24 protein-coding genes and 1 tRNA gene are annotated in these 24529 nt (G+C 66.5%); 21 read left to right on the top strand and 4 right to left on the bottom strand.

Translation table 11 applies throughout. From position 1 onward, the window contains the following. Positions 1-54 precede the first annotated feature (54 nt). The 8 genes from B4920_RS02120 (at position 55) to B4920_RS02085 (ending at position 6239) form a co-directional block, all read left to right on the top strand. Positions 55-2382 carry a Tex family protein gene (locus B4920_RS02120; protein ID WP_079433119.1) on the top strand — a complete coding sequence of 776 codons (2328 nt, stop codon included), beginning with the start codon at positions 55-57 and terminating at the stop codon, positions 2380-2382. Positions 2383-2469: 87 nt separating this feature from the next. Beyond that, positions 2470-2835, top strand: a complete 366-nt coding sequence (locus tag B4920_RS02115) for an ArsC family reductase (RefSeq protein WP_079432943.1) — start codon at positions 2470-2472, stop codon at positions 2833-2835. Next, a complete protein-coding gene (locus B4920_RS02110) occupies positions 2832-3689 on the top strand; it encodes an Hsp33 family molecular chaperone HslO (RefSeq protein WP_079432942.1) in 858 nt (285 codons plus the stop codon). Before B4920_RS02115 ends, B4920_RS02110 begins: the two co-directional genes overlap by 4 nt. Before the next feature lie 94 nt (positions 3690-3783). Next, positions 3784-4599, top strand: coding sequence for a septum site-determining protein MinC (gene minC, locus B4920_RS02105; protein ID WP_079432941.1), 816 nt, complete (start codon positions 3784-3786; stop codon positions 4597-4599). A 27-nt stretch (positions 4600-4626) separates the two neighbouring features. Then, positions 4627-5442 carry a septum site-determining protein MinD gene (minD, locus tag B4920_RS02100; protein WP_079432940.1) on the top strand — a complete coding sequence of 272 codons (816 nt, stop codon included), beginning with the start codon at positions 4627-4629 and terminating at the stop codon, positions 5440-5442. Between the two features lies 1 nt (position 5443). Next, positions 5444-5704 (top strand): cell division topological specificity factor MinE, encoded by a 261-nt coding sequence (gene minE / locus B4920_RS02095; protein WP_079432939.1) that lies wholly within the window; start codon positions 5444-5446, stop codon positions 5702-5704. 8 nt (positions 5705-5712) lie between these two features. After that, positions 5713-5797 (top strand) — tRNA-Leu (locus tag B4920_RS02090). 28 nt (positions 5798-5825) lie between these two features. Beyond that, positions 5826-6239 carry a DUF1178 family protein gene (locus tag B4920_RS02085; protein ID WP_079432938.1) on the top strand — a complete coding sequence of 138 codons (414 nt, stop codon included), beginning with the start codon at positions 5826-5828 and terminating at the stop codon, positions 6237-6239. Positions 6240-6324: 85 nt separating this feature from the next. Here B4920_RS02085 and B4920_RS02080 read toward each other — a convergent pair whose 3' ends face one another. The 4 genes from B4920_RS02080 to B4920_RS02065 form a co-directional block, all read right to left on the bottom strand. Then, a complete protein-coding gene (locus B4920_RS02080) occupies positions 6325-8406 on the bottom strand; it encodes a hypothetical protein (RefSeq protein ID WP_079432937.1) in 2082 nt (693 codons plus the stop codon). A gap of 70 nt (positions 8407-8476) precedes the next feature. Then, positions 8477-9337 (bottom strand): SIR2 family protein, encoded by an 861-nt coding sequence (locus tag B4920_RS02075; protein WP_079432936.1) that lies wholly within the window; start codon positions 9335-9337, stop codon positions 8477-8479. Positions 9338-9448: 111 nt separating this feature from the next. After that, on the bottom strand, positions 9449-10075 hold the full coding sequence (locus tag B4920_RS02070; protein WP_079432935.1) for a nitrogen fixation protein NifQ: 627 nt from the start codon (positions 10073-10075) through the stop codon (positions 9449-9451). 235 nt (positions 10076-10310) lie between these two features. Then, positions 10311-11186: an NAD(+)--dinitrogen-reductase ADP-D-ribosyltransferase gene (locus tag B4920_RS02065; protein ID WP_254050812.1), complete on the bottom strand. Its 876-nt coding sequence runs from the start codon at positions 11184-11186 to the stop codon at positions 10311-10313. 191 nt (positions 11187-11377) lie between these two features. Between B4920_RS02065 and nifH the strand changes: the two genes are divergently transcribed. The 13 genes from nifH to gspF all read left to right on the top strand — a co-directional run bounded on the left by nifH (position 11378) and on the right by gspF (position 24527). After that, on the top strand, positions 11378-12256 hold the full coding sequence (gene nifH, locus B4920_RS02060) for a nitrogenase iron protein (RefSeq protein ID WP_079432933.1): 879 nt from the start codon (positions 11378-11380) through the stop codon (positions 12254-12256). A 105-nt stretch (positions 12257-12361) separates the two neighbouring features. Continuing rightward, positions 12362-13834 carry a nitrogenase molybdenum-iron protein alpha chain gene (gene nifD / locus B4920_RS02055; protein ID WP_079432932.1) on the top strand — a complete coding sequence of 491 codons (1473 nt, stop codon included), beginning with the start codon at positions 12362-12364 and terminating at the stop codon, positions 13832-13834. 141 nt (positions 13835-13975) lie between these two features. Beyond that, positions 13976-15544 (top strand): nitrogenase molybdenum-iron protein subunit beta, encoded by a 1569-nt coding sequence (nifK, locus tag B4920_RS02050; protein WP_079432931.1) that lies wholly within the window; start codon positions 13976-13978, stop codon positions 15542-15544. A 66-nt stretch (positions 15545-15610) separates the two neighbouring features. Beyond that, a complete protein-coding gene (gene nifT / locus B4920_RS02045) occupies positions 15611-15838 on the top strand; it encodes a putative nitrogen fixation protein NifT (RefSeq protein WP_079432930.1) in 228 nt (75 codons plus the stop codon). Between the two features lie 46 nt (positions 15839-15884). Continuing rightward, the gene (locus B4920_RS02040) at positions 15885-16076 is read left to right on the top strand and encodes a 4Fe-4S dicluster domain-containing protein (RefSeq protein WP_305847111.1); all 192 of its coding nucleotides are present in this window, start codon (positions 15885-15887) and stop codon (positions 16074-16076) included. A gap of 39 nt (positions 16077-16115) precedes the next feature. After that, positions 16116-16835 carry a dinitrogenase iron-molybdenum cofactor biosynthesis protein gene (locus B4920_RS02035; protein ID WP_079432928.1) on the top strand — a complete coding sequence of 240 codons (720 nt, stop codon included), beginning with the start codon at positions 16116-16118 and terminating at the stop codon, positions 16833-16835. Then, the gene (locus B4920_RS02030; RefSeq protein WP_079432927.1) at positions 16832-17140 is read left to right on the top strand and encodes a hypothetical protein; all 309 of its coding nucleotides are present in this window, start codon (positions 16832-16834) and stop codon (positions 17138-17140) included. The genes B4920_RS02035 and B4920_RS02030 overlap by 4 nt, the downstream gene beginning before the upstream one ends. Further along, entirely contained in the window at positions 17133-17891 is a 759-nt protein-coding gene (locus tag B4920_RS02025; protein ID WP_079432926.1) for a 4Fe4S-binding leucine-rich repeat protein, read from the top strand. Before B4920_RS02030 ends, B4920_RS02025 begins: the two co-directional genes overlap by 8 nt. 103 nt (positions 17892-17994) lie before the next feature. Next, complete coding sequence (locus B4920_RS02020) at positions 17995-18762, top strand: tRNA pseudouridine(65) synthase TruC (protein ID WP_079432925.1); 768 nt, start codon at positions 17995-17997, stop codon at positions 18760-18762. A 254-nt stretch (positions 18763-19016) separates the two neighbouring features. Continuing rightward, positions 19017-19655: a type II secretion system protein N gene (locus tag B4920_RS02015; RefSeq protein ID WP_079432924.1), complete on the top strand. Its 639-nt coding sequence runs from the start codon at positions 19017-19019 to the stop codon at positions 19653-19655. After that, positions 19652-21862, top strand: coding sequence for a type II secretion system secretin GspD (gene gspD / locus B4920_RS02010; RefSeq protein WP_079432923.1), 2211 nt, complete (start codon positions 19652-19654; stop codon positions 21860-21862). The genes B4920_RS02015 and gspD overlap by 4 nt, the downstream gene beginning before the upstream one ends. Beyond that, entirely contained in the window at positions 21859-23325 is a 1467-nt protein-coding gene (gspE, locus tag B4920_RS02005) for a type II secretion system ATPase GspE (RefSeq protein WP_079432922.1), read from the top strand. The genes gspD and gspE overlap by 4 nt, the downstream gene beginning before the upstream one ends. Further along, on the top strand, positions 23322-24527 hold the full coding sequence (gspF, locus tag B4920_RS02000; protein ID WP_079432921.1) for a type II secretion system inner membrane protein GspF: 1206 nt from the start codon (positions 23322-23324) through the stop codon (positions 24525-24527). Before gspE ends, gspF begins: the two co-directional genes overlap by 4 nt. The last annotated feature ends 2 nt before the right edge of the window (positions 24528-24529 follow it).

The raw sequence follows: 24529 nt of genomic DNA, 5'->3' as shown, positions 1-24529 counted from the left end.
CAGGCGCGGCTGCGTTTCTGCACCATGCGCCCTTTTTCTGGCCTTCACCCGTCCATGCTTCTGCCGATCGAACAACGCATTGCCGCCGAATTAGGTGTACAGCCCCGCCAGGTTTCCGCCGCCGTGCAACTTCTCGACGAAGGCGCCACAGTGCCCTTCGTGGCCCGCTACCGCAAGGAAGTGACCGGAGGCCTGGACGACACCCAGCTGCGCAACCTGGAAGAACGCCTCGGCTACCTGCGCGAACTGGAAGACCGCCGCGCCGCGGTGATTGCCAGCATCGACGAACAGGGCAAGCTCGACCCCGCCCTGCGTGAAGCCATCGAAAACGCCGAAACCAAGCAGCGCCTCGAAGACCTCTATCTGCCCTACAAGCAAAAGCGCCGCACCAAGGCCCAGATCGCCCGCGAAGCCGGCATCGAGCCCCTCGCCAATGCGCTGCTGGCCGATCCGACCCTGGTTCCGGAAACCGAAGCCAGCGCCTATTTCAACGCCGAAGCCGGCTTTGCCGACACCAAGTCGGTGCTCGACGGCGCCCGCCAGATCCTGATGGAACGCTTCGCCGAGGACGCCGAGCTGATCGGCAAGCTACGCGAATACCTGCAGGATCACGGCGTCGTCGCGTCGACGGTGATCGCCGACAAGGAGAACGATCCGGCCGCCGCCAAGTTCCGCGACTGGTTCGATTTCCGCGAAGCCATCGGCACCGTGCCGTCGCACCGCGCGCTGGCCCTGTTCCGCGGCCGCAACGAAGGCTTCCTGCGCCTTCAGCTGGCCCTCGACTCCGACCCCACCGACGGCAGCACGCCCGGCCCCAACCCCTGCGAAGGGCGCATCGCCGGCCACTTCGGCATCAAGGACCAGGGCCGTGCCGCCGATGCCTGGCTGCGCGAAACGGTGCGCTGGGCATGGAGCGTCAAGATCTCCCTGCACCTGGAACTCGAACTGCTCGGCCAGCTGCGCGAACAGGCCGAAGAGGAAGCCATCCGCGTCTTCGGCCGCAACCTGAAGGACCTGCTGCTGGCCGCCCCCGCCGGCGCCCGTGCCACCCTGGGCCTCGACCCCGGCCTGCGTACCGGCGTGAAAGTGGCCATCGTCGACCAGACCGGCAAGCTCCTCGACACCGCCACCATCTACCCCCACGAGCCGCGCCGCGACTGGGACGGCAGCCTGCACACGCTGTCCAAGCTGTGCGAAAAGCACAACGTGTCGCTGATCGCCATCGGCAACGGCACCGCCAGCCGCGAAACCGACAAGCTCGCCGCCGATCTGATCAAGCTGCGCCCCGAACTGCACATGACCAAGATCGTCGTGTCGGAAGCCGGCGCCTCGGTGTATTCGGCCTCCGAACTGGCCGCCAAGGAATTCCCCAACCTCGACGTCAGCCTGCGCGGCGCCGTCTCCATCGCCCGCCGCCTGCAGGATCCGCTGGCCGAGCTGGTCAAGATCGATCCCAAGTCCATCGGCGTCGGCCAGTACCAGCACGACGTCAACCAGACCCGCCTGGCCCGCGCACTGGATTCAGTGGTCGAGGACTGCGTGAACGCCGTCGGCGTGGACGTGAACATGGCCTCCGTCGCCCTGCTGACCCGCATCTCCGGCCTCAACGCCACGCTGGCCGCCAACATCGTCGCCCACCGGGACGCCAATGGCCCCTTCGCGAGCCGCGCCGCGCTGCTGGAGGTACCGCGCCTCGGCCCCAAGACCTTCGAACAGGCCGCCGGCTTCCTGCGCATCACCAACGGCAGCAACCCGCTCGACGCCTCGGCGGTGCACCCGGAAGCCTATCCGGTGGTCGAACGCATCCTCGCCGACATCCAGAAAAACGTCCGCGAGCTGATGGGCGACGCCCGCGCCATCGGCCAGCTGAAGGCCGAGCGCTACACCGACGAACGCTTCGGCCTGCCCACCGTGCAGGACATCCTGAAGGAACTCGACAAGCCCGGCCGCGACCCGCGCCCCGAGTTCAAGACCGCCAGCTTCAAGGAAGGCGTCGAGGACCTGAAGGACCTCGCCGTCGGCATGATCCTCGAAGGCGTGGTCACCAACGTCACCAACTTCGGCGCCTTCGTGGACATCGGCGTACACCAGGACGGCCTGGTCCACGTGTCGGCCCTCTCCGACCGCTTCGTCAAGGACCCGCACACCATCGTCAAGGCCGGCCAGGTGGTGAAGGTGAAGGTCACCGAGGTCGACCTGCCGCGCAAGCGCATCGCCCTCACCATGCGCATGGGCGACCAACCGCAGGCCGGCGGCCACAAGCCCGGTGGCGAGCGGCGTGACGCACCTCGCGGCGGCCAGCGTCCGGCCGGCAAGCCGAACCGCGAACCGGCCCTGGCCGGCTCGCTGGCCTCCGCTTTCGCCAAGGCCCTCAAGAAATAAGCCCGCGCCCACTCCGGGACGGCTAAAATCCGTCCCATCTGTTTGATTTTCCAGCGACGCCCTCCGGGGCGTCGCGCTGTTTTCCCCATGACCACGATCTACGGCATAAAAAACTGCGACACCATGAAGAAGGCCTTCGCCTGGCTCGACGAACATGGCGTCGCCTATACCTTCCACGATTACAAGAAAGCCGGCATCGACTCGGGCAAGCTGCACGCCTGGAGCAAGGCCATCGGCTGGAAGAGCCTCGTCAACACCCGCGGCACCACCTGGCGCAAGCTGTCCCCCGAGCAGCAGGCCATCGAGACCCAGAGCGCCGCCGTGCAGCTGATGCAGGAATTTCCCAGCGTGATCCGCCGCCCGGTCATCGAAACCGACAGCGGCCAGCTGCTGGTCGGCCTCGACACCGCCCTGTACACCAGCTTCCTCACCGCGACGGGCACCCCGGAATGAGCAACTCCTACATCCAGCGCTTCCTGCTCGAAGAGCTCGACATCCGCGGCGCCGTCGTCAAGCTCGACGACGTCTGGCAGGGCATCCTCGAGAACCGCGACTACCCGGCCAACGTGCGCGACCTGCTCGGCGCCATGAGCGCCATCGCCAGCGTCATCGGCGGCAACCTCAAGCAGACCGGCCGCCTGACCATCCAGCTGCAGGGCCACGGCCCGGTCAGCCTGCTGGTGGTGGACATCAACGAGGCCCTCAACCTGCGCGGTTACGCCAAGGCCGCCCCGGAAGCCGCCGGCCAGCACGGCATCGCCGACCTGCTCGGCGACGGCCAGCTGCTGCTCAGCCTCGACATGCCCGGCCTGCGCCATCCTTACCAGAGCTATGTGCCGATCGAAGGCGACAGCGTCGCAGAAATCTTCGAGCACTACCTGACCCAGTCCGAGCAGCAGCCTGCCGCGCTGCATACCGCCGCGTCGGAAAAAGCCGCCGCCTGCCTGTTCCTGCAAAAGCTGCCGGACGCCGACAAGAAGGACGCCGACGGCTGGGAGCGGGTCACCCGCCTGGCTTCGACGATCCGCCCCGACGAACTGCTCAACCTGCCCGCCGAAGAGGTGCTGCTGCGCCTGTTCCACCAGGAAACGGTGCGCTTGCTGGATGCCCGCGAAGTCACCCACGAATGGCCGCAGGACTGGGACAAGGTACGCGACATGCTGCGCTCCCTCGGCCGCGCGGAACTCGAGGCCACGCTGGCCGAACACGGGGAGGTCGTGATCCACGACGACCTGTCGAACCACGAATACCGCTTCAACGCCGACGACATTGCCGCGCTGTTCGACGAACCGCGCACCCTGCACTAAATAAAATTACCCATTTCGTGCGCGGACTTGCCCGAAACCCTGCTGAAAAGTAGACTTCCATGGTTTTAGTCCGCACTTACGCAGCGCATCTTCTATGGCCGACGCTTCCCAGGGCAAACTGATCGAGTTCAAAGGCGCCAGCCTGGCGGTGATGACCGCCTACGTCAGGGAGACGGACGCCGTGCGTCTCGCCGACGCCATGCACATGATGATGGGCGGCATGCCCGATTTCTTTGCGGGCGAACCCGTGGTGCTCGACTTCTCCCAACTGGCCAGCGTGCCCGACTGGGTGGACTGGACCGCCATCACCAGCCTGCTGCGACGCTATCAGGTGCAACCGATCGGCGTGCGGCACCTGCCCGAGCACCTGCACGAAGGCGCCCGCCGCGCCAACCTGGCCTCTCTCGGCAAGGAGGGCCCGTCATCCGAACGGCCCATCGCCAAGCCCCAGCCTCCGGCGCCTGCACCTGCGCCGCAGCCAGAACCCGTAGCGGCACCGGCCCCAGCGCCGGAAGCTGCGCCCACCGTGGAGACCCCGTCGGCGGCCAGCGGCACGACGGCACCGACGCTGATCGTCGAGCGCCCGCTGCGCTCCGGCCAGCAGATCTACGCCAAGGGCGGTGACCTGGTGCTACTCGCCGGCATGAGCCCAGGCTCCGAAATCATCGCCGACGGCAGCATTCACGTGTATGGTCCGCTACGCGGACGCGCCCTCGCCGGCGCACGGGGCGACACTTCCGCCCGCATCTTCAGCACCAATTTCGGTCCCGAGCTGGTTTCCATCGCGGGGGTCTATCGGACCTTCGAACGCGGCATCCCGCAGACCGTCGCCGGGCGTACGGCCCAGGTGCGTCTGACCGGCTCGGACAGCCAGCACACTCTAGAAATCATTGCGCTTCAGAACGACTGAGGCGACACCACCATTTAAGGGGATATCGTGACACGCGTCATCGTAATCACGTCCGGCAAGGGCGGCGTCGGCAAGACCACCACCAGCGCGAGCATCTCGTCCGGTCTGGCCCTGCGCGGCTTCAAGACAGCGGTCATCGACTTCGACGTCGGCCTGCGCAACCTCGACCTGATCATGGGTTGCGAACGCCGCGTGGTGTACGACCTGGTCAACGTCATCAATGGCGAAGCCAACCTGAGCCAGGCCCTGATCAAGGACAAGCACTGCGAGAACCTGTTCATCCTGCCCGCCTCGCAAACCCGCGACAAGGACGCGCTGACCGAGGAAGGCGTCGAGAAGGTCCTGAAGGATCTCTCCCACATGGGATTCGAATACGTGGTGTGCGACTCCCCCGCCGGCATCGAGCGCGGCGCCGTGATGGCGCTGACCTTCGCCGACGAGGCCATCGTGGTGTCCAACCCCGAAGTGTCGTCGGTACGCGACTCCGACCGCATCCTGGGCATTCTGCAGAGCAAGAGCCGCCGCGCCATCGAAGGCCGCGAGCCAGTCAAGGAGCACCTGCTGATCACCCGCTACGCGCCCAAGCGCGTGGAAGAAGGCGAGATGCTGTCCTACAAGGACGTACAGGAACTGCTGCGCGTACCGCTGATCGGCGTGATCCCCGAGTCCGACGACGTACTGCAGGCCTCCAACCAGGGCACGCCGGCCATCCACCTGAAGGACAGCGATGTCGCCACCGCCTACCAGGACGTGGTGGCCCGCTTTCTCGACGAAGACCGCCCGCTGCGCTTCGTCAGCTACGAAAAGCCCGGCATCCTGAAGCGACTCTTCGGAGGCAAGTAAGATGTCCCTCCTTTCCTACTTTTTCGGTTCGAAACCCAAGACCGCCTCGGTGGCGAAGGAGCGCCTGTCGCTCATCATCGCCCACGAGCGAACCAGCAACCGCGCGCCGGACTTCCTGCCGGCACTGCAGAAAGAGCTCATCGAGGTCATCTCCAAGTACGTGAATGTCGGCCTCGACGACATCAAGGTCCAGCTCGAAAAGCAGGACAACTGCGAGATCCTCGAAGTGAACATCACGCTGCCCGAGCAGCCGCAGAAATAAGCCGCTCTGCCCGGATGGTGAAATTGGTAAACACAGCGGACTTAAAATCCGCCGCCTCACGGCCTACGGGTTCGATTCCCGTTCCGGGCACCATTATTGCCGGCGCTGGCCGTTTCACGCCATGATCGTCCTCGATCTCAGCTGCGGCCAGGGCCACCGCTTCGAAGCCTGGTTCGCTTCCAGCGAAGCCTTTGAAGAGCAGCTCGCCAGCGGCCTGGTGAGCTGCCCCCATTGCGGCACTCACCAGATCAAGCGCCTGCCCTCGGCACCCTACGTCCAGACTTCGTCCCATGCCCGCCCCGCGGAACCGGATCCCCAGGCCATCGCGGCCAAGCTGATCGAGGCCCTGCGGGCCGCTGCCCGGCAGTCCGAGGACGTTGGCGAACGCTTCGTCGAAGAGGCCCGCCGCATTCACTACGGCAATGCCGAGGAACGGGCGATCCGTGGCCAGGCCAAGCCCAGTGACATGATCGAACTGCTGGAAGAAGGCATCCCCATCCTGCCGCTACCGCCGGACAAGGACGATCTGCACTAGTCGTCGGCCAGCGTCTCCTGCAGGGGCACCTGTGGGGGCGAATGAATTCGCCCCCACAGGAAGTGCTCTGCCCCCCCAGATCAATCTACGCCGGCTGCGGAACGCGCGGCGGCATCAGGAAATCCCGCGGCTGACGACGCAGGCGCTGCCACAAGCGCCGCCGCAGCTCCTTCAGATCCGCCTTCGGCAGGTTGTAGGCACGCACCGCCGTCAGCAGCGACAGCGCGAAGCTGACCCCCAGGTTGAGCACGAACATCACCGCCACCCCGGCGATCGCCAGGGACAGCAGGCCGGTGCTGAGCTCCACGTCCAGCGCCGACGTGGCGAGGCTGAGGATGCCGGAGTTCAAGGTCACGTGGCGCACATCCAGCGGCAAGCCGAAGAAGCGCCCCAGCACCGGGGTCATGCCGAGCATCAGGCCCAGCGAGATGTTGGTGGCCCAGCCGGACATGTTGCGCGACACCACGCCAGCCAGGCGGATCATGCGCAGACGGCCGAAGCGATGGCCGAGGCGGTGCTCGGCAATCGCCTGCGGCAGGCGGTGATAGACCGCCCAGTTATCCACCCAGCCGCCGACGAGCGCTGCCAGGTACAGGATGCAGCCGGTCAGCGCAGCGTAGAACACCGTGCCGCTGTCCACCGGACTCAGCGCGTGAAACACGTAATCCGCCTCGGCCCGGCTCAGGTAGGAATGGCCACTGGCCCACTGCCAGGCCGCGTCGAAGGCATAAGCACCGCAGGCCACCACCACCACGTTGGCGATGGTGGCCGCCAGCTGCGAGCGGCAGATGCAGGCGGCGTAATCGACGATGCGCTCCAGGCGCGCCTCGCCCTTGCTGTCGCGGATGATCGCCGCGAAGGTCGCCGCGGTCATCGCCGGCTGCTTGGTGGCCAGCATCAGGCCGAGCGCCTGCAGCAGCAGGAAACTGAGCGCATAGTTGAGGCCGGACCCCAACCCCTCCAGAAACAGGGCCAGGCCGGCGCCGGCAATCGCCATCTTCATCGCCGCGGTGGCCACGGTGAGCAAACCGCCGCCGGCCGCCGCCACCCAGATGTGGCGGTAGTCCTTCGGCGTCTCGGCGATGTAGTGCTCGCCGGTCTCGCCGGCGCGGTCCACGATGCGCCGCTGCAGGCGGCGCAGGTTGCTGCGCACCACGTGCCACAGGCTGGTGCTCTCGTGGGCGGCAAAGGCCAGTTGCTGCAGCAGCGCCAGCACCGGCGCCGGACTGCTGCGCCCGGCCTGCATCACCGCGACGATGGCCTCCAGGCGGGCCAGGCAGCGCTCCAGCACATCGAGGCCATAGACGATGTCCACGCTGATGCCTTCCGCTTCGAGGCGCGTGGAGATCACGTGCATCTCATCCCGGCAGGCCGCCACGCCGGCCTCCCACGCCTCCAGCAGCGGCGAGGACAGGCGCCCCTGCTCCCACGCGCACAGCAGGTTCTCGCCGCTGTCGGCAAGACGCCGGAACGGCGAGCCGGACACCGGCCCCGGCTGGCTGCGCGTGCGTAGCTTCTGGGACAGGCCCTGGCCCTGGACGCGCGCCAGCAGCAGGCGGAAACCGTCGGCCATGGCCCGCTCGAGCGCCGCCGTCATCGCCGGCTCGTCGGCTGGAAACAGGAGGTCCACCAGCCGCTGGAAGGACGACGGCTGCAGCCCGCGGACCAGCGTGAGATCCCGCGTCCGCGTATAGCTGCGGCTCATCAGATGGCCCAGGTCGTGATCGTCCCGCGGCGACGGAATCAGCCGCGTGGTCAGGCGGTCGCCGAATTCGGACAGGAAACCCCGGTCGCTGGGGATGCCCACTTCGCCGAACAGGTTGGCCCCATCGGTCTCGTTGAGAATCTGGCGAATGGCGCGGCGCAGCTCTGCGGCAAGCTCGGGATGAGCCGCCAGCACGTCCATCAACACCGCGAAACGCTGGGTGGCGGAACCATGAACATCAGTGGAATCGATATAGACGTCGTTCCACAACGAGCCGCCGGCCAGCCAGCCGTTGAGGGCCCGCCAGGCGTCCATGCGGTCGGGCAGGTCTTCGGCGATCAGCAATGCCCGCAGGTGGGTTGCCAGCTTGCGCAGATCGCGCTGGCTCTGACGATGGTCCGGGAGCACTGCATGGACATATGCCAGCAGCGCATCGATGGAGGGGGTTTGAGTATTCTGCATATCGCAGATAGACCCGCCCCGCGATCGTTGGTTCGGAAGGGCCGCCCTCAGGCCGCCCTTCCAGCCCGGATCAGGCGGCGGCCAGGGCCTCGCCGTAGAGGGCCGAAATCGGCGCCTCGATGATCTCGATACCCAGGCGCGCACAGAAGCGGCGCTCCTTGGCAGAGGGCTCCTCGATCAGCGCCCAGGCCGCCGGGCCGGTGGCACAGTCGTAGATGATGTCGCTCATCACCATCCGCTCGGTGTCGCGGTTGAGGCGCAGGCCGAGGAACAGGTAGCGCTTGTTCACGCGGCGGGCCTTCAGGAAGGGCGGAATGGAGAAGCCGCCCATCAGCTCGGTGATGTAATCCACGTAGTCGGCGTCGGAAGCGATGAAATCTGGCTGCGGCCACGGCGTGCCCATCGGCTTGAAGAGCACCGGCAGCGAGCTGTCCACGCCTTCGTTGCTGACTTCGGCGTACTTCTCGCCGTCATGCTGGTACAGCCGGTAGCGGAAGGCCGTGCCGGCCATGCGGGCGATGCCCACCACCAGGATGTGCGGCGTCTTGGACCACAGGCGCTGCAGCTGGGTGTCCCGGTTGATGTCGATCACGTAGTCCGGATTGAAGCCGGCCAGCCAGCCGTGGAAAGCCGAGTCGGTCCACTCGTCCGAACCATAGGTGGCGATCAGGAACTTGTTCACCGCGGCGCGGCCGCGCTTGAGCTCGACGTTCATCGCCGCCCGCGGGAATTCGTACATCAGCCGCGGCGCCATCGGCTGGCCGTTGTTCATGGCCAGGATGAGGCTGTTGCTGTCGGCCGGAATCGGCTTGCCGCTGACCTTGTGAGTGACGTGGGCCAGGGCGCCGGCGCCCAGGTAGGGAACGATGGCGCCGGAAGCAAGCCCGGCATGCAACTGGGCCAGGAGATCGGCAGGAATGGTCTGACTCATGGATGACTCCGTGGGGATGGAGAAAAAGGAAGGTGAACGCAGAAATCGCGGCCGCCGCCGCGCCAGCCGCAGAGAGCGGCCAGCGGGCGGACAGGCCGGCGCAAACGGAGATCAGGCATGCAGGGCCACGGCGGCCGGCGCAAAGGCCGCCAGCGGCAGACCGTCCTCGGGGCCGAAGCAGGTCGGGCGGTCGTTGCACACCGTGCAGCTCGGCGCCCGGCAGGCATGCACCTCGGCGCGGTCACACAACTGCTTGTAGAAGAATTTCTTCCACTTCATGTCCCCGCTGTTGAGGCTGTGCAAGACCGGGAAGTGGGTCTGCAATACCTCGCCGAGCATGTGGCGGGATGGCAGGCCCATGTCCTGCCACAGATGATTGGCCGCCATGCAGGCGGTAGATACTGCACAGGCCAGCCACAGGCTGCGCGTGTCGTCCTCGGCCCGGTGATCCCACAACAGGGCCAGCAGGTCGGAGAACTCGTCGAGGGAATTGGATGGACGCGGCGCCGACTTCTGCTGCACGCGCAGGGCCAAGTGTGTATTCCACTCCAGGTAAGGGAATTCGCTCTCCAGCAGCCAGGCGAACTCCTCCACCCCCAGCCCGGCGATCGGCGCCGAATATTCGGCCGGACGCAGCGTGGCGGCGGCGATCACGCCAGCCAGCGCAATGGTGGTCACGTCGGACGGATCACCGGCTGCAGCGAGGAGTTGCAGGTTCAGGTTGGCAGGGCTCGCCATGATGGCCTCCGAAAAGATTGACCTCGAATGCCAGTCTTTACGCAAAGCCCGTGCCATGCCACCGGGAGCGCCCCCTACCCCGCCAATGCCCCGCCCCGCGCGGCCTGCAGACCATTTGTCGGCTGCAGTACAAAGCGCCTTCACGCAGGCTTCCCGCCAGTTGTCGCATTCACGACAAGCCGTAAAGGGCTGCCCCTGTGGGGATTGCCCTATGGGGGAGAAACACAGGAAAAGACTAGAAGGTGGTGACCTGCACCGCGTAGAGGCCGCCGATCACCGCGAACTCGTCCTCGCCCTTCAACATGCCGGGCAACAGGTGGTTGTAGAAGAAGATCTTGGTCAGCGGGACCTCGGCCTGCAGGATGTAGTCGCCGAACTCGCTGGCCCGCTCGCGGGAAGTGGAGAAGGAATTGAGATTGTTGAGCAGGTAGATGCTGTCGGAGCGCCCGTACCCGGCGATCCGCTCGTGGGCGTCGAGCTTGTTCACGCCGCGGAACAGCGTCAGGTGGGTGCAGTCCGGGTCCGGCCGGTGCAGTTCGTATTGCGTGTAGGCATATAAGAGATCGAGCTGCGCCTCGAGGGCATTGGTGCCATACAGCCCGGCCGAGCGGGCCTCCAGGTAGCGCCAGTAGGCTTCGCTGCCGGTGTCGGCCAGCGATCCCCGGTGGTAGCGCGGCGTCAGCCCGAAGCGCGACTCCACCCAGCCCTTGAGCACCGCCGCCTCCCGGCCATCAGCGTCGAAAGCCCAGCCGCGCACCACGCGCTGGTAATTGCTGTTGCTGCGCGCTGGAGCCCGGTTGCGGCACGGCGCCAACCACCCGAAGTCCGGGTTGAGCCCGGCCTCCTCCAGCGCCTCCAGGCGGAAGCTCACCACCATGTAGTCAACGAAACGCTGGGCCCTCAGGGCTACGTCGGGTAGCCCGTCGAGCATTTCGAACAGGCCGCGGTGCAGTTCCCATACCCCGTCGATGACCAGCGGCGCCGGATTCCGCTGATAGGTCAGTCCACCGATGATCGCCGCCGGCAGGTTGCAGCGGTTGATCGGCAGGCGGGCGCCCCGCGGCAAGGCTGGCACGCCCCCAAGCCCTTTCACTCCGACGACATCCTCCAAGCTGTGAAACTCCCTACAAAGCGTGGGGTCTTGTCGCATCCCACACGCGACAACAGCACCCTACAAAAACAATTTAATCAAACAAATTCAATAACTTAAATAAACAACCAGAACATGGCACAGCGCTTGCGATTAAGTAGTCACACGAGGCATAGGGTCTCGTCGGATTGATAAACCCAAGGAGAATCGAAATGGCACTGCGTCAATGCGCCATCTACGGCAAGGGCGGTATTGGTAAGTCTACTACCACCCAGAACCTGGTAGCGGCCCTGGCCGAAATGGGCAAGAAAGTCATGATCGTCGGCTGCGACCCGAAGGCTGACTCCACCCGCCTGATCCTGCACTCCAAGGCCCAGACCTCCGTCATGGCCCTGGCTGCCGAAGCCGGCTCCGTTGAAGACCTCGAGCTCGAAGACGTCCTGTCCGTCGGTTACGGCGGCGTCAAGTGCGTCGAATCCGGCGGCCCGGAACCCGGCGTCGGCTGCGCTGGCCGCGGCGTTATCACCGCCATCAACTTCCTTGAAGAAGAAGGCGCCTACGACGAAGACCTGGACTTCGTGTTCTACGACGTGCTCGGCGACGTGGTGTGTGGCGGCTTCGCCATGCCCATCCGCGAGAACAAGGCCCAGGAAATCTACATCGTCTGCTCCGGCGAAATGATGGCCATGTACGCAGCCAACAACATCGCCAAGGGCATCGTGAAGTACGCCAACTCCGGTGGCGTGCGTCTGGCCGGCCTGATCTGCAACAGCCGTAACACCGACCGCGAAGACGAACTGATCATCGCCCTGGCCGAGCGCCTGGGCACCCAGATGATCCACTTCGTGCCGCGTGACAACGCTGTGCAGCACGCCGAAATCCGTCGTATGACCGTGATCGAATACGACCCCACCCACAAGCAAGCCGACGAGTACCGCACTCTGGCTCGCAAGGTGTTCGAGAACAAGAAGTTCGTGATCCCGACCCCGATCGAAATGGAAGAGCTCGAGTCCCTGCTGATGGAATTCGGGATCATGGAGCAGGAAGACGAGACCATCGTCGGCAAGACTGCCTCCGAACTGGCCGCCTGATCAGCGCGCTACGCCGTACCCCGGTGCCGGCTGCGCCCGCCGGCACCTTCTTCGCCAACCTGATTTCGTCGCCGCAGATTAGCGGGACGCAAAAGGAGCAACACCATGGCTGCGCTTACGCGTGAAGAAACCGAAGCCCTCATCCAGGAGGTGCTGGAGGTTTACCCCGAAAAGGCTCAAAAGGATCGTGCCAAGCACCTCGCGGTGAACGACCACGAAGCCAATGCCAAGAAGTGCATCACTTCCAACCGCAAGTCCCTGCCCGGCGTGATGACGATCCGCGGCTGTGCCTATGCCGGCTCCAAGGGCGTGGTGTGGGGTCCGATCAAGGACATGATCCACATCTCCCACGGCCCCGTCGGCTGCGGTCAGTACTCCCGTGCCGGTCGTCGCAACTACTACGTCGGCGTGACCGGGGTGAATGCCTTCGGCGAAATGAACTTCACCTCCGACTTCCAGGAACGCGACATCGTTTTCGGTGGCGACAAGAAGCTGGCCAAGCTGATCGACGAGATCGAAGTGCTGTTCCCGCTGAACAAGGGCATCTCCGTGCAGTCCGAGTGCCCGATCGGCCTGATCGGCGACGACATCGAAGCCGTTTCCAAGAAGGCGACCGCCAAGTTCGGCAAGACCGTCGTTCCGGTGCGCTGCGAAGGCTTCCGCGGTGTTTCCCAGTCCCTCGGCCACCACATCGCCAACGACGCGATCCGTGACTGGGTGATCGGCAACCGCGATGCCAAGGAATTCGCCTCCACCCCGTACGACGTGGCCATCATCGGCGACTACAACATCGGTGGTGACGCCTGGTCGTCCCGTATCCTCCTCGAGGAAATGGGCCTGCGCGTGGTCGCCCAGTGGTCCGGCGACGGCACCCTGGCCGAAATGGAGAACACCCCGAAGGTCAAGCTGAACCTCCTCCACTGCTACCGCTCGATGAACTACATCAGCCGTCACATGGAAGAGAAGTACGGGATTCCCTGGGTCGAGTACAACTTCTTCGGCCCGACCAAGGTCGAGGAATCCTTGCGCAAGATCGCCACCTACTTCGATGACACCATCAAGGAAGGCGCCGAGCGCGTGATCGCCAAGTACAAGGCCATGATGGACGCCGTCATCGCCAAGTACCGTCCGCGCCTCGAAGGCAAGCGGGTCATGCTGTACGTGGGCGGCCTGCGTCCCCGTCACGTGATCGGCGCGTATGAAGACCTGGGCATGGAAGTGGTCGGCACCGGCTACGAATTCGCCCACAACGACGACTACGAACGCACCGTCAAGGAAATGGGCAATGCGACCCTGCTCTACGACGACGTGACCGGCTTCGAATTCGAAGAGTTCGTCAAGAAGGTCAAGCCCGACCTCGTCGGCTCCGGCATCAAGGAAAAGTTCATCTTCCAGAAGATGGGCATCCCCTTCCGTCAGATGCACTCCTGGGATTACTCGGGTCCCTACCACGGTTACGACGGTTTCGCGATCTTCGCCCGTGACATGGACATGACCCTGAACAACCCCTGCTGGAAGACGCAGACCCCGCCGTGGAAGAAGAACGACGACGCAGCCCCGCTGGCTGCTGCCGCCTGATTCCGTAGCAAGTCTGCTGCATCGGCCCTGCCCTCGCGGCGGGGCGACGCAAGCCCCATGCGGGTGACGACCTGATCGCCACCCACCTTTCCGACCTGTTGCCTGGGTCCGCAGATTGGCGGCCGGGCTGGGAGACGAGAAATGCAAGAAGTCGACGACATCAAGCCGTGCTATCCCCTGTTCCGCAACGACGAGTACAAGGACGTTCTGAAGCGGAAGAAGGAAGACTACGAAGAAGGCCACGAAACCTCCAAGGTTGACGAAGCCTTCACCTGGAGCACCACCGCCGAGTACCAGGAACTCAACTTCAAGCGCGAAGCCCTGACGGTCAACCCCGCCAAGGCCTGCCAACCCCTCGGCGCCGTGCTGTGCGCGCTGGGCTTCGAAAAGACCATGCCGTACGTCCATGGTTCGCAGGGCTGCGTGGCCTACTTCCGCACCTACTTCAACCGTCATTTCCGCGAGCCGGTTTCCTGCGTGTCCGACTCCATGACGGAAGATGCAGCCGTGTTCGGTGGCCAGAAGAACATGTTCGACGGTCTCGCCAACGCCAAGGCGATCTACAAGCCGACCATGATCGCCGTGTCCACCACCTGCATGGCCGAGGTGATCGGTGACGACCTCAACGCGTTCATCAACAACGCCAAGAAGGAAGGTCACCTGGAGAAGGAATACCCGGTCCCCTTCGCACACACCCCGTCCTTCGTCGGTAGCCACACCACCGGCTGGGACAACATGTTCGAAGGCATCGCCCGCTACTTCACCCTCAACGCCATGGACGACAAGGTTGTCGGCTCCAGCCAGAAGGTGAACTTCGTGCCGGGCTTCGAGACCTACCTCGGCAACTATCGCGTCATCAAGCGCATGATGGGTGAGATGGGTGTCGACGCGACGCTGCTGTCCGACCCCACCGAAGTGCTCGATACCCCGTCCGACGGCAAGTTCCGCATGTATGAAGGCGGCACCACCATCGACGAGGTCAAGACCGCGCCGAACGCCATCACCACGGTCCTGCTCCAGCCGATGCAACTGGAAAAGACCAAGAAGTTCGTCGAGAACACCTGGAAGCACGACGTTCCCAAGCTCAACATCCCGATGGGCCTGGACTGGACCGACGAACTCCTGATGAAGATATCGGAAGTCACCGGCAAGCCGATTCCCGCCAGCCTCGAGCTGGAGCGCGGCCGCCTGGTGGACATGATGGGCGACTCCCACACCTGGCTGCACGGCAAGAAGTTCGCGCTGTATGGCGATCCGGACTTCACCCTGGGCCTGACCAAGTTCCTGATGGAATGCGGTGCCGAGCCGACTCACATCCTGTCCAACAACGGCTCGAAGAAGTGGGCCAAGGCCATCGACAAGCTGCTGGCCAGCTCGCCGTACGGCATCCACGGCAAGGCCTACCCCGGCTGCGACCTGTGGCACATGCGCAGCCTGGTCTTCACCGACAAGCCTGACTTCCTGATCGGCAACTCCTACGCCAAGTACATCCAGCGCGACACCCTGCACAAGGGCAAGGAGTTCGAAGTTCCGGTGATCCGCCTCGGCTTCCCGATCTTCGACCGTCACCACCTGCATCGCATGACCACCCTTGGTTACGAAGGTGCCATGTACATGCTCACCACCCTGGTGAATGCGGTGATGGAACGTCTCGACGAAGAAACCCGCGGCATGGGTACTACCGACTACAACCACGACCTGGTTCGTTAATCGGCATCCCCGCAAGCCCCCGTCCCCGGACGGGGGCTTCGGCACGAACAGAAGGAGTACACCGATATGGCGAACATCATGATCCGGCGCGGCGACAACGGTGCGTTGTCGTTCTACCTGCCCAAGAAAGACTTGGAAGACGACATCGTCTCCCTCGAATTCGATACGCCCGAGCGCTGGGGCGGCGAACTCGTCCTGAAGGACGGCAGCCGCTGGTACTTCGACCCCCTCGAAACCCAGCCGCGCCTGCCGATCACGGTCAAGGCTAAGCGGATGGGCGGCGAGGACGACTGATCTCGCCCGACCGGAACCTCCCAGCACGGACTGCGCAGCCATGGCCATGGAGATCAGACAAGCCCTGTGTGTCTTCTGCGCCGACTGCGAAACCGTCTGCCCGACCCATTCGATCCAGGCGTCGGGCGGCACGGTCCTGATCAACCAGGACAGCTGCACCGAGTGCGAGGGCCATTTCGACGAGCCCCAGTGCGTCTCGGTGTGTCCGACGGACGGCTGCATCGTGCCAACGCCCTGAAGCGACAGCGGCACGAGGACCAGCCCAAGGAGAGAAACCATGAGTGAAACCGCCCCCCTCACCCGCGAGATCGCCCTGCGACTCGCCCTGGCAGTCCGCGAAATCCCCGAACTCGACCTGCGCGGCTTCATTGGCGTGGTCTCCGAACGGCTCGGCCTGCCCCTCACCGCCGACAAGCTCGGCGGCGTCACCGTCGCCGACCTGAACCTGTGGCTGGCCGGCGAAAACGGCAAGACCACCATCGACAAGGAGGCCATCAAGCGCGCCGTCCGCTTCCTGTGGGGCGAAGGCGTCGATGACGGCCTGCCCAAACCGCAGCCCTACGCCGACGGCGACCTGCCCAACAGCCTGCGCGTGGCGATGGCCTCCAACAATGGCGAGCTGACCGACGGCCACTTCGGCTCCTGCCAGCGCTTCCTGATCTATCAAGTCAGCACCACCGACAGCCGCCTGGTGGCCGTCCGCGGCACCGCCGAGGCCGACGCGGAGGAAGACAAAAACGTCGCCCGCTCGGCGCTGATCGCCGACTGCCAGCTGGTCTACGTCCAGTCCATCGGCGGCCCCGCCGCGGCCAAGGTCGTGCGCGCCGGCGTGCATCCGGTCAAATGGCCGGCCGGCGGCCCGGTAACCAATGCCCTCGCCAAGCTGCAGACCGCCATGCTCGCCCCGCCGCCGTGGCTGGCCCGCGTGATGGGGGTGGAACCGGCATCCCTGGCCCGCTTTGCCGAGGATACCGAGGTGGAGGAGGCCGAATCATGAACGCCCCCAACGCCCTGCCCCCACGCCCCCAGATCACCCCCGAGTTGGCCCGCGAGCTGGCCGCGCGGGTCAAGGCCCACAACGGCTCCACCGAAATGCTCGCCGTCATGCGCGTCGAGCATCCCGGCCTGCGCCTGCTGCTCTGCAACGAGGACGACATCCCGGCCCGCATGCCGACCTGGCTCGCGCACGACGGCGTGGCCATGTACCTGCTGGATGCCACCGAGCACTGCGTCTCCCTCACCACCAACGAGGATCGCGCCTGCGGCATCGTGTTCACTCTGCTGTCCGGCGACGATGACTGACAGGGGCGCCCATGGCCTGCGCGTGGTGGCAGCCGACTGTGCCGGCTGCCACCACGCCAACCTCCTCGCCGCCGGCCAATGCACGCCTGGCGACCGCTGCGTGGTGGCGATGAGCGGCCGTCAGATCGACCGCTTCTTCCGCGCCAACCCCGGCGAAGCCGAGGCTTACCTGGGCGACGACTTCTGGGAGCGGCGGGCGATTGCCGCCCGTTACGCCCCGCTGGAAAAGATCGACCACCTGATGCACGACGCCGACGAAGTCGTGCGCCGCGTCGTCGCCGGCCGCATCCCCGACGAGCGCCTGCCCGAACTGATCCGCGATCCGGACCGGGACGTGCGTGCCATCGCCGTGCAACGCCTGCCCGCGGAACAGCTCGAATGGGCACTCAAGGACATCGACTACCTGGTGCGCATGTTCGCCGTCCGCAAGGTCTCCCATGGCCTGCTGCGTCCGTTGATCCACGACCCCGAACGGGAAGTCCGCAAGGCCGTCGCCAGCCGCCTGCCGCCCTTCGCGCTCAACTGTTATGCCGACGACAGCGAGGCGGAGGTCCGCCGCATAGCGGCCGGGCGCATGCTGCCACCGGATGCAGCGAAGATGCTGGCCGATCCCGACTGGTCGGTACGCCTCGCCGCTGTCGCCCAAGCCCCGCTCGATGCCCTCGTCGCGCTGCTCGACATCGAAACCGACGAGGAAGTCCTCCACGCCATCCGCGAACGCCTCGCGCGCGGCGAACAGCAAGTCGGCTGAACAGCCCCGACAACAGGGCCGGCGCATCCGTTAGGGTGAATTCACTCGCCCCAACGGGACTGGCGATTGCCGCCGCAGGGCCTCCATCGGCTACCATCGCCCGATGCTGCCCATCCTCTTCCAGGACGAACACCTCGTCGCCATCCACAAGCCCGCCGGGCTGCTGGTCCACCGTAGCGAACTGGACCGCCACGAAACCCGTTTTGCCGTGCAACTGCTGCGCGACCAGCTCGGTCGCCACGTGTATCCCGCCCACCGCCTCGACCGCGGCACATCCGGCGTGCTGCTGTTCGCGCTGGACAGGGACACGGCCCGCGCCCTCGGCGCCCAATTCGAAGGCCAGCAGGTCCTCAAGACCTACCTGGCCGTTGTGCGCGGCCATCCGCCCGAAGCCGGACACATCGACCACCCGCTGTCACGCCGCCGCGACGACAAGGAATGGGTCGGCGAGAAGAGTTCGGACGAAGCCCAGCCGGCCGTCACCGACTTCCGCCGGCTGGCTGTCTGCGAACTGCCGCACCAGGTGGACCGCTACCCGACCAGCCGCTACGCGCTGCTGGAGCTGACGCCCCACACCGGCCGCCGCCACCAGATCCGCCGCCACCTGAAGCACATCGCCCACCCCATCATCGGCGACTCAACCTTCGGCAAAGGCCGCCACAACCGGCTGTTCCAAGAGCTTTTCGACTGCCACCGCATGCTGCTGGCGTGCGCCCGCCTGCAGCTCACGCACCCTCACACTAGCCAGCCCCTCGACCTGGTCGCGCCCCCCGACGGCGAATTCGCCGCCTTGCTGGACGCGCTCCACTGGTCGGAGGCCCTGCCTGCAGCGCTGGCCGGCCGTGCGCCTTCGGAGAGCCCCCTGCCTTAACCTGTTTGTACCCCGCTACAGCCGGCCCCGGGCGACGACTCTAACTACAACAGCGACGGCTCCAGCCTTCAGATGGCCTCCATCAGCGGCTCCGTGACCAGCGGCCATTCCGCCTCCCTCACCGTCGGCCTATCCGCCTAAACCTTTCCTGCCGCAGGGGGCGATGGACGTGGATCGCACCCCTGCGTCATCGCGGTGCTTTATCCCGTAACAGAGGCCGGCTAAGATTGTCGGTCTTTTGTGCGACGCACCCGATGAACCTGTCCGAACGCTTCGACCTGTCCCGCCTGTCCTGGCCGCGCGCCGCGCGCTTCGCCCCCCCCGTCGCCTGGGGTGTCGCGCTGGCCCTGTCCGCCTGGGTGGCGGCCGACCTGTTCTGGCGTTTCAGCGCCCCGCGCGCGCCGGCCCTGCCCGTTGCCACCGTGGCCGACCCACAGGCCGCCGCTCAGGCCATCGCCAGCCGGCACCTGATGGGCCAGTCCGCCGGCGGCCCTGCCGCCATCGCCGCGCCGGTCGGCCGCTACACGCTGCAGGCGGTGGTGACTGGCAGCGACGGTCGTCCCGGCTGGGCGGTCATCGCCGTCGACGGCGGCGCCCAGCAGGGCTTCGTCGAAGGCCAGGAGATTCAGCCCGGCGTCAGGCTGGCCACGGTCGGCCGCGACAGCATCGAGCTGTCCACGGGCGACGCCCGCCAGACCATCAAACTCGTCGAACGCGGCGGCGCGCCCACGGTTAACGACGCCCAGGCCACACAGTCCGGAGCCGTCGTGCCCCCGCCGGCCGTCTTCCAGATCCCGACGCCGGCCAACGGTGGCGACACGCAGGGCTCCGCAGCCCCCACGCAAACCCCATTCCCCGCCGGCTTCCCGGCGCAACCTGTCAGCAACCAATGAAATCAGCCCGCCGTCGCCCCGGGGTCACCCGGCGCGTTCTCGCCGCCTGCCTCGCCTCCACCGTCGCCACGACCCTGGCCCTGCCGGCTCCGCTGGCCTTCGCGGCCGACAACGGAACTGCCGCCAGCGGCGAACCGGTGTCCCTCAACTTCGTGAATGCCGACATCGGCGCGGTGATCCAGGCCATCTCCAAGATCTCCGGGCGCAATTTCATCGTCGATCCGCGCGTCAAGGGCACCCTCAACATCGTCACCGCCCGCCCGGTGGCCCGCCACCTGACCTACTCGATCCTGCTGTCCGCGCTGCGCCTGCAGGGCTATGCGGCGGTCGAAGGCCAGGGCGTCACCAAGATCGTGCCGGAAGCCGACGCCAAGCTGCATGCGGTGCCGGTCGGCAAAGGCAACGGCGCAGGTGGCGGCGACCGCCTGACCACCCAGGTCTTCAACCTGAAGAACGAATCGGCCGCCCAGCTGGTGCCGGTGATCCGCCCGCTGGTGTCGCCCAACAACACCGTCACCGCCTACCCCGGCAACAACTCGCTGGTGGTCACCGACTACGCCGAGAACATCGGCCGCATCGCGCAGATCATCGAATCCATCGACGTCCCCCAGGGCGACATGCGCGTGATGCCGCTCAAGCATGCCTCGGCCCTCGACCTGGCCCAGACCGTCACCCGCCTGCTCAACGACGGCGCCAGCGGCATCGCCGCCACCGCACCGGGCACCAGCGGCGACGCCAGCCAGCGCGTCACGGTGATCGGCGACCCGCGCACCAACAGCCTGCTGATCCGCTCCGACAACCCCTCAAAGATCAACGCCGTGCGCCAACTGGTGGCCAACCTGGACCAACCCGGCGCCGCCGGCAACATCCACGTGGTTTACCTGCGGAACGCCGAGGCCGTGAAGGTCGCCCAAACCCTCCGCGCGGTGGTGTCCGGCGAAGCCGGCTCCACCACCGGAACGGGCAGCAGCAGCCAGGGCAGCAGCTTTGCCCCGACCGCGAACACCACCGGCACGACTGGCAGCTCCACCACGAGCGGCTCGAGCACCAGCACGATGGGCACGACGCCGTCCTTCAGCAACAGCAGCACGAACAACAGCGGCACCGGCAATGGCTTCATCCAGGCCGACCCGATGACCAACTCCCTGATCATCACCGCGCCGGACGCCATCTACAACAACATCCGCAAGGTCATCGACCAGCTCGACAAGCGCCGCGCCCAGGTTTACGTGGAAGCCCTGATCACCGAGGTCAGCACCGAGAAGGCCGCCGAGATCGGCATCCAGTGGCAGGCCGGCAAGATCGGCTCCACCGGCGTCTACGGCGGCACCAGCTTCAGCTCCAGCGGCAACAACATCCTCAACCTCGCCGCCGGGCTGGCCTCCAGCTCGTCCGCCACGCTGCCGGGCAACGGCCTCAACCTGGTCCTCGGCGGCGGAACGGTCACCGTCGGCGGCAAGGAAATCGCCAACCTCAACATGCTGGCGCGCTTCCTGGAGTCCGACACCAAGGCCAACATCCTGTCCACGCCCAACCTGGTGACCCTCGACAACGAGGAAGCCAAGATCGTCGTCGGCCGCAACGTGCCCTTCGTCACCGGCTCCTACGCCACCACCGGCGGCACCACCACCAACCCGTTCACCACCGTCGAACGCAAGGACGTCGGCCTCACGCTGAAGGTCAAGCCGCAGATCTCCGAAGGCGGCACCGTGCGCCTGCAGATCTACCAGGAAGCCTCGGCGATCATCGACACCACCGCCACCGCCACCAACGGCCCGTCCACCACCAAGCGCTCCATCGAATCCACCGTACTCGTGGACGATGGTGCCGTGATCGCCCTCGGCGGCCTGGTGGAAGACACCTACAACGGCGGCGTCGAAAAGGTGCCTGTGCTCGGCGACCTGCCTTACGTGGGCGGCCTGTTCCGCTACAACACCCGCAGCCGCGGCAAGACCAACCTGATCGTCTTCCTGCGCCCGGTGATCCTGCGCGACGCGGCCAGCATCCAGAACCTGTCGTCCGACCGCTACAACTACGTCATCGGCCAGCAGCGCGCCATCGACCGCACCGAGGCGCTGATGCGCAACGAGCCGAGCGCCCCCGAGCTGCCGCCGCCGGGCAGCCCGGCGCCCACCGTGCCCTTCTACCGCATCCCCGAACCGGCCGCCGCCGCCCCGACCCAGACCACCACGCCGCCGACCCCATGAGCGCCCCGTCGCTGCCCTATGCCTTCGCCAAGGCCCACGGCATCCTCGTCGCCGCCCACGGCGGCGAGCACGCCGACCTGATCCTGCGCGAAGGCGCCGACCTGGCCGCCCTCGCCGAAGTGCGCCGCAGCCTCGGCGTCCCGCTGCGCATCGAGACCCTGCCCCGCGCCGGCTTCGAGGCCCGCCTCGCCGAAGCGTATTCCGGCACCGACGGCAACGCCGCCGAGGTGGTCGCCGACGTCGGGCAAGAGGTGGACCTGACCCAGCTGATGACCGAGCTGCCGGCCGTCGAAGACCTGCTGGAAACCCAGGACGACGCGCCGATCATCCGCATGATCAATGCCCTGCTGACGCAGGCCGTGCGCCAGGCCGCCAGCGACATCCACATCGAGCCCTACGAGCGCCACTCGGTGGTGCGCTTCCGCCGCGACGGCGTGCTGGTGGACGTGGCCCAGCCCCACCGGGCGCTGCACGCCGCGATGGCCTCGCGCATCAAGATCATGGCCAGCCTCGACATCGCCGAAAAGCGCCTGCCCCAGGACGGCCGCATCGCCCTGCGCCTGGCCGGCCGCCAGGTGGACGTGCGGGTGTCCACGCTACCCACCACCCACGGCGAGCGCATCGTGCTGCGCCTGCTCGACAAGGGCAACGGCCAGCGCAGCCTCGACAGCCTGGGCATGGCCGCCGACACCGTCGCCCCCTTCGCGCGCCTGCTCACCGAACCCCACGGCATCCTGCTCGTCACCGGCCCCACCGGCTCCGGCAAGAGCACCACGCTGTATGCGGCGCTGCAGAGCATGGACGCCACCAGCCTCAACATCGTCACCGTCGAGGACCCGGTCGAATACGACCTGCCCGGCGTCGGCCAGATCCAGGTCAACAGCCGCATCGACCTGTCCTTCGCGCGGGCTCTGCGGGCGATTCTCCGTCAGGATCCGGACGTCATCATGATCGGCGAGATCCGCGACCTGGAGACCGCCCAGATCGCCGTGCAGGCCAGCCTCACCGGCCACCTGGTGCTCGCCACCCTGCACACCAACGACGCTGCCTCGGCGGTCACCCGCCTGGTGGACATGGGCGTCGAGCCCTTCCTGCTGGCGTCCACGCTGCGCGGCGTGCTGGCCCAGCGCCTGGTACGCAAGCTGTGCCCGGCCTGCCGCACGCCGGAAACAACGACCGCCACCGACCGCGAGCTACTCGGCGACAGTGCGCCGGCCCAGCTGTGGCACGCCCCCGGCTGCCCGGAATGCTCGCGTACCGGTTACTCGGGGCGCAGCGGCATCTATGAGCTGATCGTCGTCGACGACGCCTTCCAGCGCCTCATCCACACCGGCGCCGACGAGGCCGCGCTGCGCGCCCACGCCCTCGCCCACGGCACCCGCAGCCTGCGCGACGACGGACTGCGCCTGCTGGCCGACGGCCACACCTCGGCGGAAGAACTGTTCCGCGTGACCCGCGAATGACCGCTTTCCGCTACCGCGCCCTCGACGCCGCCGGCAAGGAATCCGCCGGCGTCCTCGAAGCCGACACCGGCAAGGCTGCCCGCGGCCTACTGCGCGAGCGCGGCCTGTTTCCGCTGGAGGTCGCCTCGGTGGCCCAGGGGAGCGGCGGTGCCAAGGTCGCGCGGCGCAAGCTGAAGGACGCCGACCTCACCCTGCTGACCCGCCAGTGGGCCACGCTGCTGGCCTCCGGCCTCACCGTCGAGCAGGCGCTGGCGGCCCTCATCGAGCAGGCCGAAACCGAGGCCACCCGCCAGTTGCTGGCCGGCGTGCGCTCCGAGATCCTCTCCGGCTACAGCCTGCGCGCCGCGCTGGACCGCTATCCGCAGGCCTTCTCGACGCTGTACCGGGCCTCGGTGGCGGCCGGCGAAAAATCCGGCGAACTGGCCAAGGTGATGACCGAACTGGCCGACTACCTGGACCGCAGCAACGCACTGCGCACCAAGACCCTGCAGGCCCTGCTCTATCCGGCCATCGTCGCCAGCGTGGCGCTGATGGTCATCATCGGCCTGATGACTTACGTGGTCCCGCAGGTGGTGTCCGTCTTCCAGCAAAGCAAGCAGGCGCTGCCGCTCCTCACCCGCAGCCTGATCGTGGTCAGCGCCGTGCTACGCGAATGGGGCTGGCTGATGATCCTGGCCATCATCGGCGCCATCCTGGCCGCCCGCGGCGCGCTGCGCGACACCGCCGTCAAACGCCGCTGGGACGCCTGGCTGCTGCGCCTGCCGGTGCTCGGCCGCCATCTGCGCACCCTCGACGCGACCCGTTTCGCCAGTACCCTGTCCATCCTCGCCGGTAGCGGCGTACCGCTGCTCGCCGCGCTGGACGCCGGCCGCCAGGTGATCAGCCGCCTGCCGCTGGCCGACGCGGTGGGCGTCGCCGCCGAGCGGGTGCGTGAAGGCCAGCCGCTGTCCCGCGCGCTGGGCGCCAGCCACCAGTTTCCGCCGCTGCTGATCCACATGCTGGCCAACGGCGAAGCCACCGGCCGCATCGACGAGCTCCTCGACCGCGCCGCCCGCCTGCAACAGGCCGAACTCGAGAACCGCACCGCCACGCTCACCGCCCTGCTCGAACCGATCCTGCTGCTGATGATGGGCGGCTTCGTGCTGCTCATCGTGATGGCGGTGATGCAGCCGATCATCGAAATCAACACCCTGATGAAATAAGG

The organism is Zoogloea sp. LCSB751, assembly GCF_002028455.1.
Classification (GTDB): domain Bacteria; phylum Pseudomonadota; class Gammaproteobacteria; order Burkholderiales; family Rhodocyclaceae; genus Zoogloea.
Note: the sequence above shows the minus strand (reverse complement) of the source record. Positions and strands in the feature narration are given on the sequence as shown.

Coding starts and splice junctions, on each gene's coding strand:
- minE (WP_079432939.1), top strand. CDS start 5,444: ATGTCCCTCCTTTCCTACTTTTTCGGTTCGAAACCCAAGACCGCCTCG.
- B4920_RS02070 (WP_079432935.1), bottom strand. CDS start 10,075: ATGGCGAGCCCTGCCAACCTGAACCTGCAACTCCTCGCTGCAGCCGGT.
- B4920_RS02020 (WP_079432925.1), top strand. CDS start 17,995: ATGCTGCCCATCCTCTTCCAGGACGAACACCTCGTCGCCATCCACAAG.
- B4920_RS02025 (WP_079432926.1), top strand. CDS start 17,133: ATGACTGACAGGGGCGCCCATGGCCTGCGCGTGGTGGCAGCCGACTGT.
- B4920_RS02120 (WP_079433119.1), top strand. CDS start 55: ATGCTTCTGCCGATCGAACAACGCATTGCCGCCGAATTAGGTGTACAG.
- B4920_RS02015 (WP_079432924.1), top strand. CDS start 19,017: ATGAACCTGTCCGAACGCTTCGACCTGTCCCGCCTGTCCTGGCCGCGC.
- gspF (WP_079432921.1), top strand. CDS start 23,322: ATGACCGCTTTCCGCTACCGCGCCCTCGACGCCGCCGGCAAGGAATCC.
- B4920_RS02035 (WP_079432928.1), top strand. CDS start 16,116: ATGAGTGAAACCGCCCCCCTCACCCGCGAGATCGCCCTGCGACTCGCC.
- gspE (WP_079432922.1), top strand. CDS start 21,859: ATGAGCGCCCCGTCGCTGCCCTATGCCTTCGCCAAGGCCCACGGCATC.
- B4920_RS02085 (WP_079432938.1), top strand. CDS start 5,826: ATGATCGTCCTCGATCTCAGCTGCGGCCAGGGCCACCGCTTCGAAGCC.
- minC (WP_079432941.1), top strand. CDS start 3,784: ATGGCCGACGCTTCCCAGGGCAAACTGATCGAGTTCAAAGGCGCCAGC.
- B4920_RS02080 (WP_079432937.1), bottom strand. CDS start 8,406: ATGCAGAATACTCAAACCCCCTCCATCGATGCGCTGCTGGCATATGTC.
- nifK (WP_079432931.1), top strand. CDS start 13,976: ATGCAAGAAGTCGACGACATCAAGCCGTGCTATCCCCTGTTCCGCAAC.
- gspD (WP_079432923.1), top strand. CDS start 19,652: ATGAAATCAGCCCGCCGTCGCCCCGGGGTCACCCGGCGCGTTCTCGCC.
- B4920_RS02115 (WP_079432943.1), top strand. CDS start 2,470: ATGACCACGATCTACGGCATAAAAAACTGCGACACCATGAAGAAGGCC.
- nifD (WP_079432932.1), top strand. CDS start 12,362: ATGGCTGCGCTTACGCGTGAAGAAACCGAAGCCCTCATCCAGGAGGTG.
- nifH (WP_079432933.1), top strand. CDS start 11,378: ATGGCACTGCGTCAATGCGCCATCTACGGCAAGGGCGGTATTGGTAAG.
- nifT (WP_079432930.1), top strand. CDS start 15,611: ATGGCGAACATCATGATCCGGCGCGGCGACAACGGTGCGTTGTCGTTC.
- B4920_RS02110 (WP_079432942.1), top strand. CDS start 2,832: ATGAGCAACTCCTACATCCAGCGCTTCCTGCTCGAAGAGCTCGACATC.
- B4920_RS02075 (WP_079432936.1), bottom strand. CDS start 9,337: ATGAGTCAGACCATTCCTGCCGATCTCCTGGCCCAGTTGCATGCCGGG.
- B4920_RS02030 (WP_079432927.1), top strand. CDS start 16,832: ATGAACGCCCCCAACGCCCTGCCCCCACGCCCCCAGATCACCCCCGAG.
- B4920_RS02040 (WP_305847111.1), top strand. CDS start 15,885: ATGGAGATCAGACAAGCCCTGTGTGTCTTCTGCGCCGACTGCGAAACC.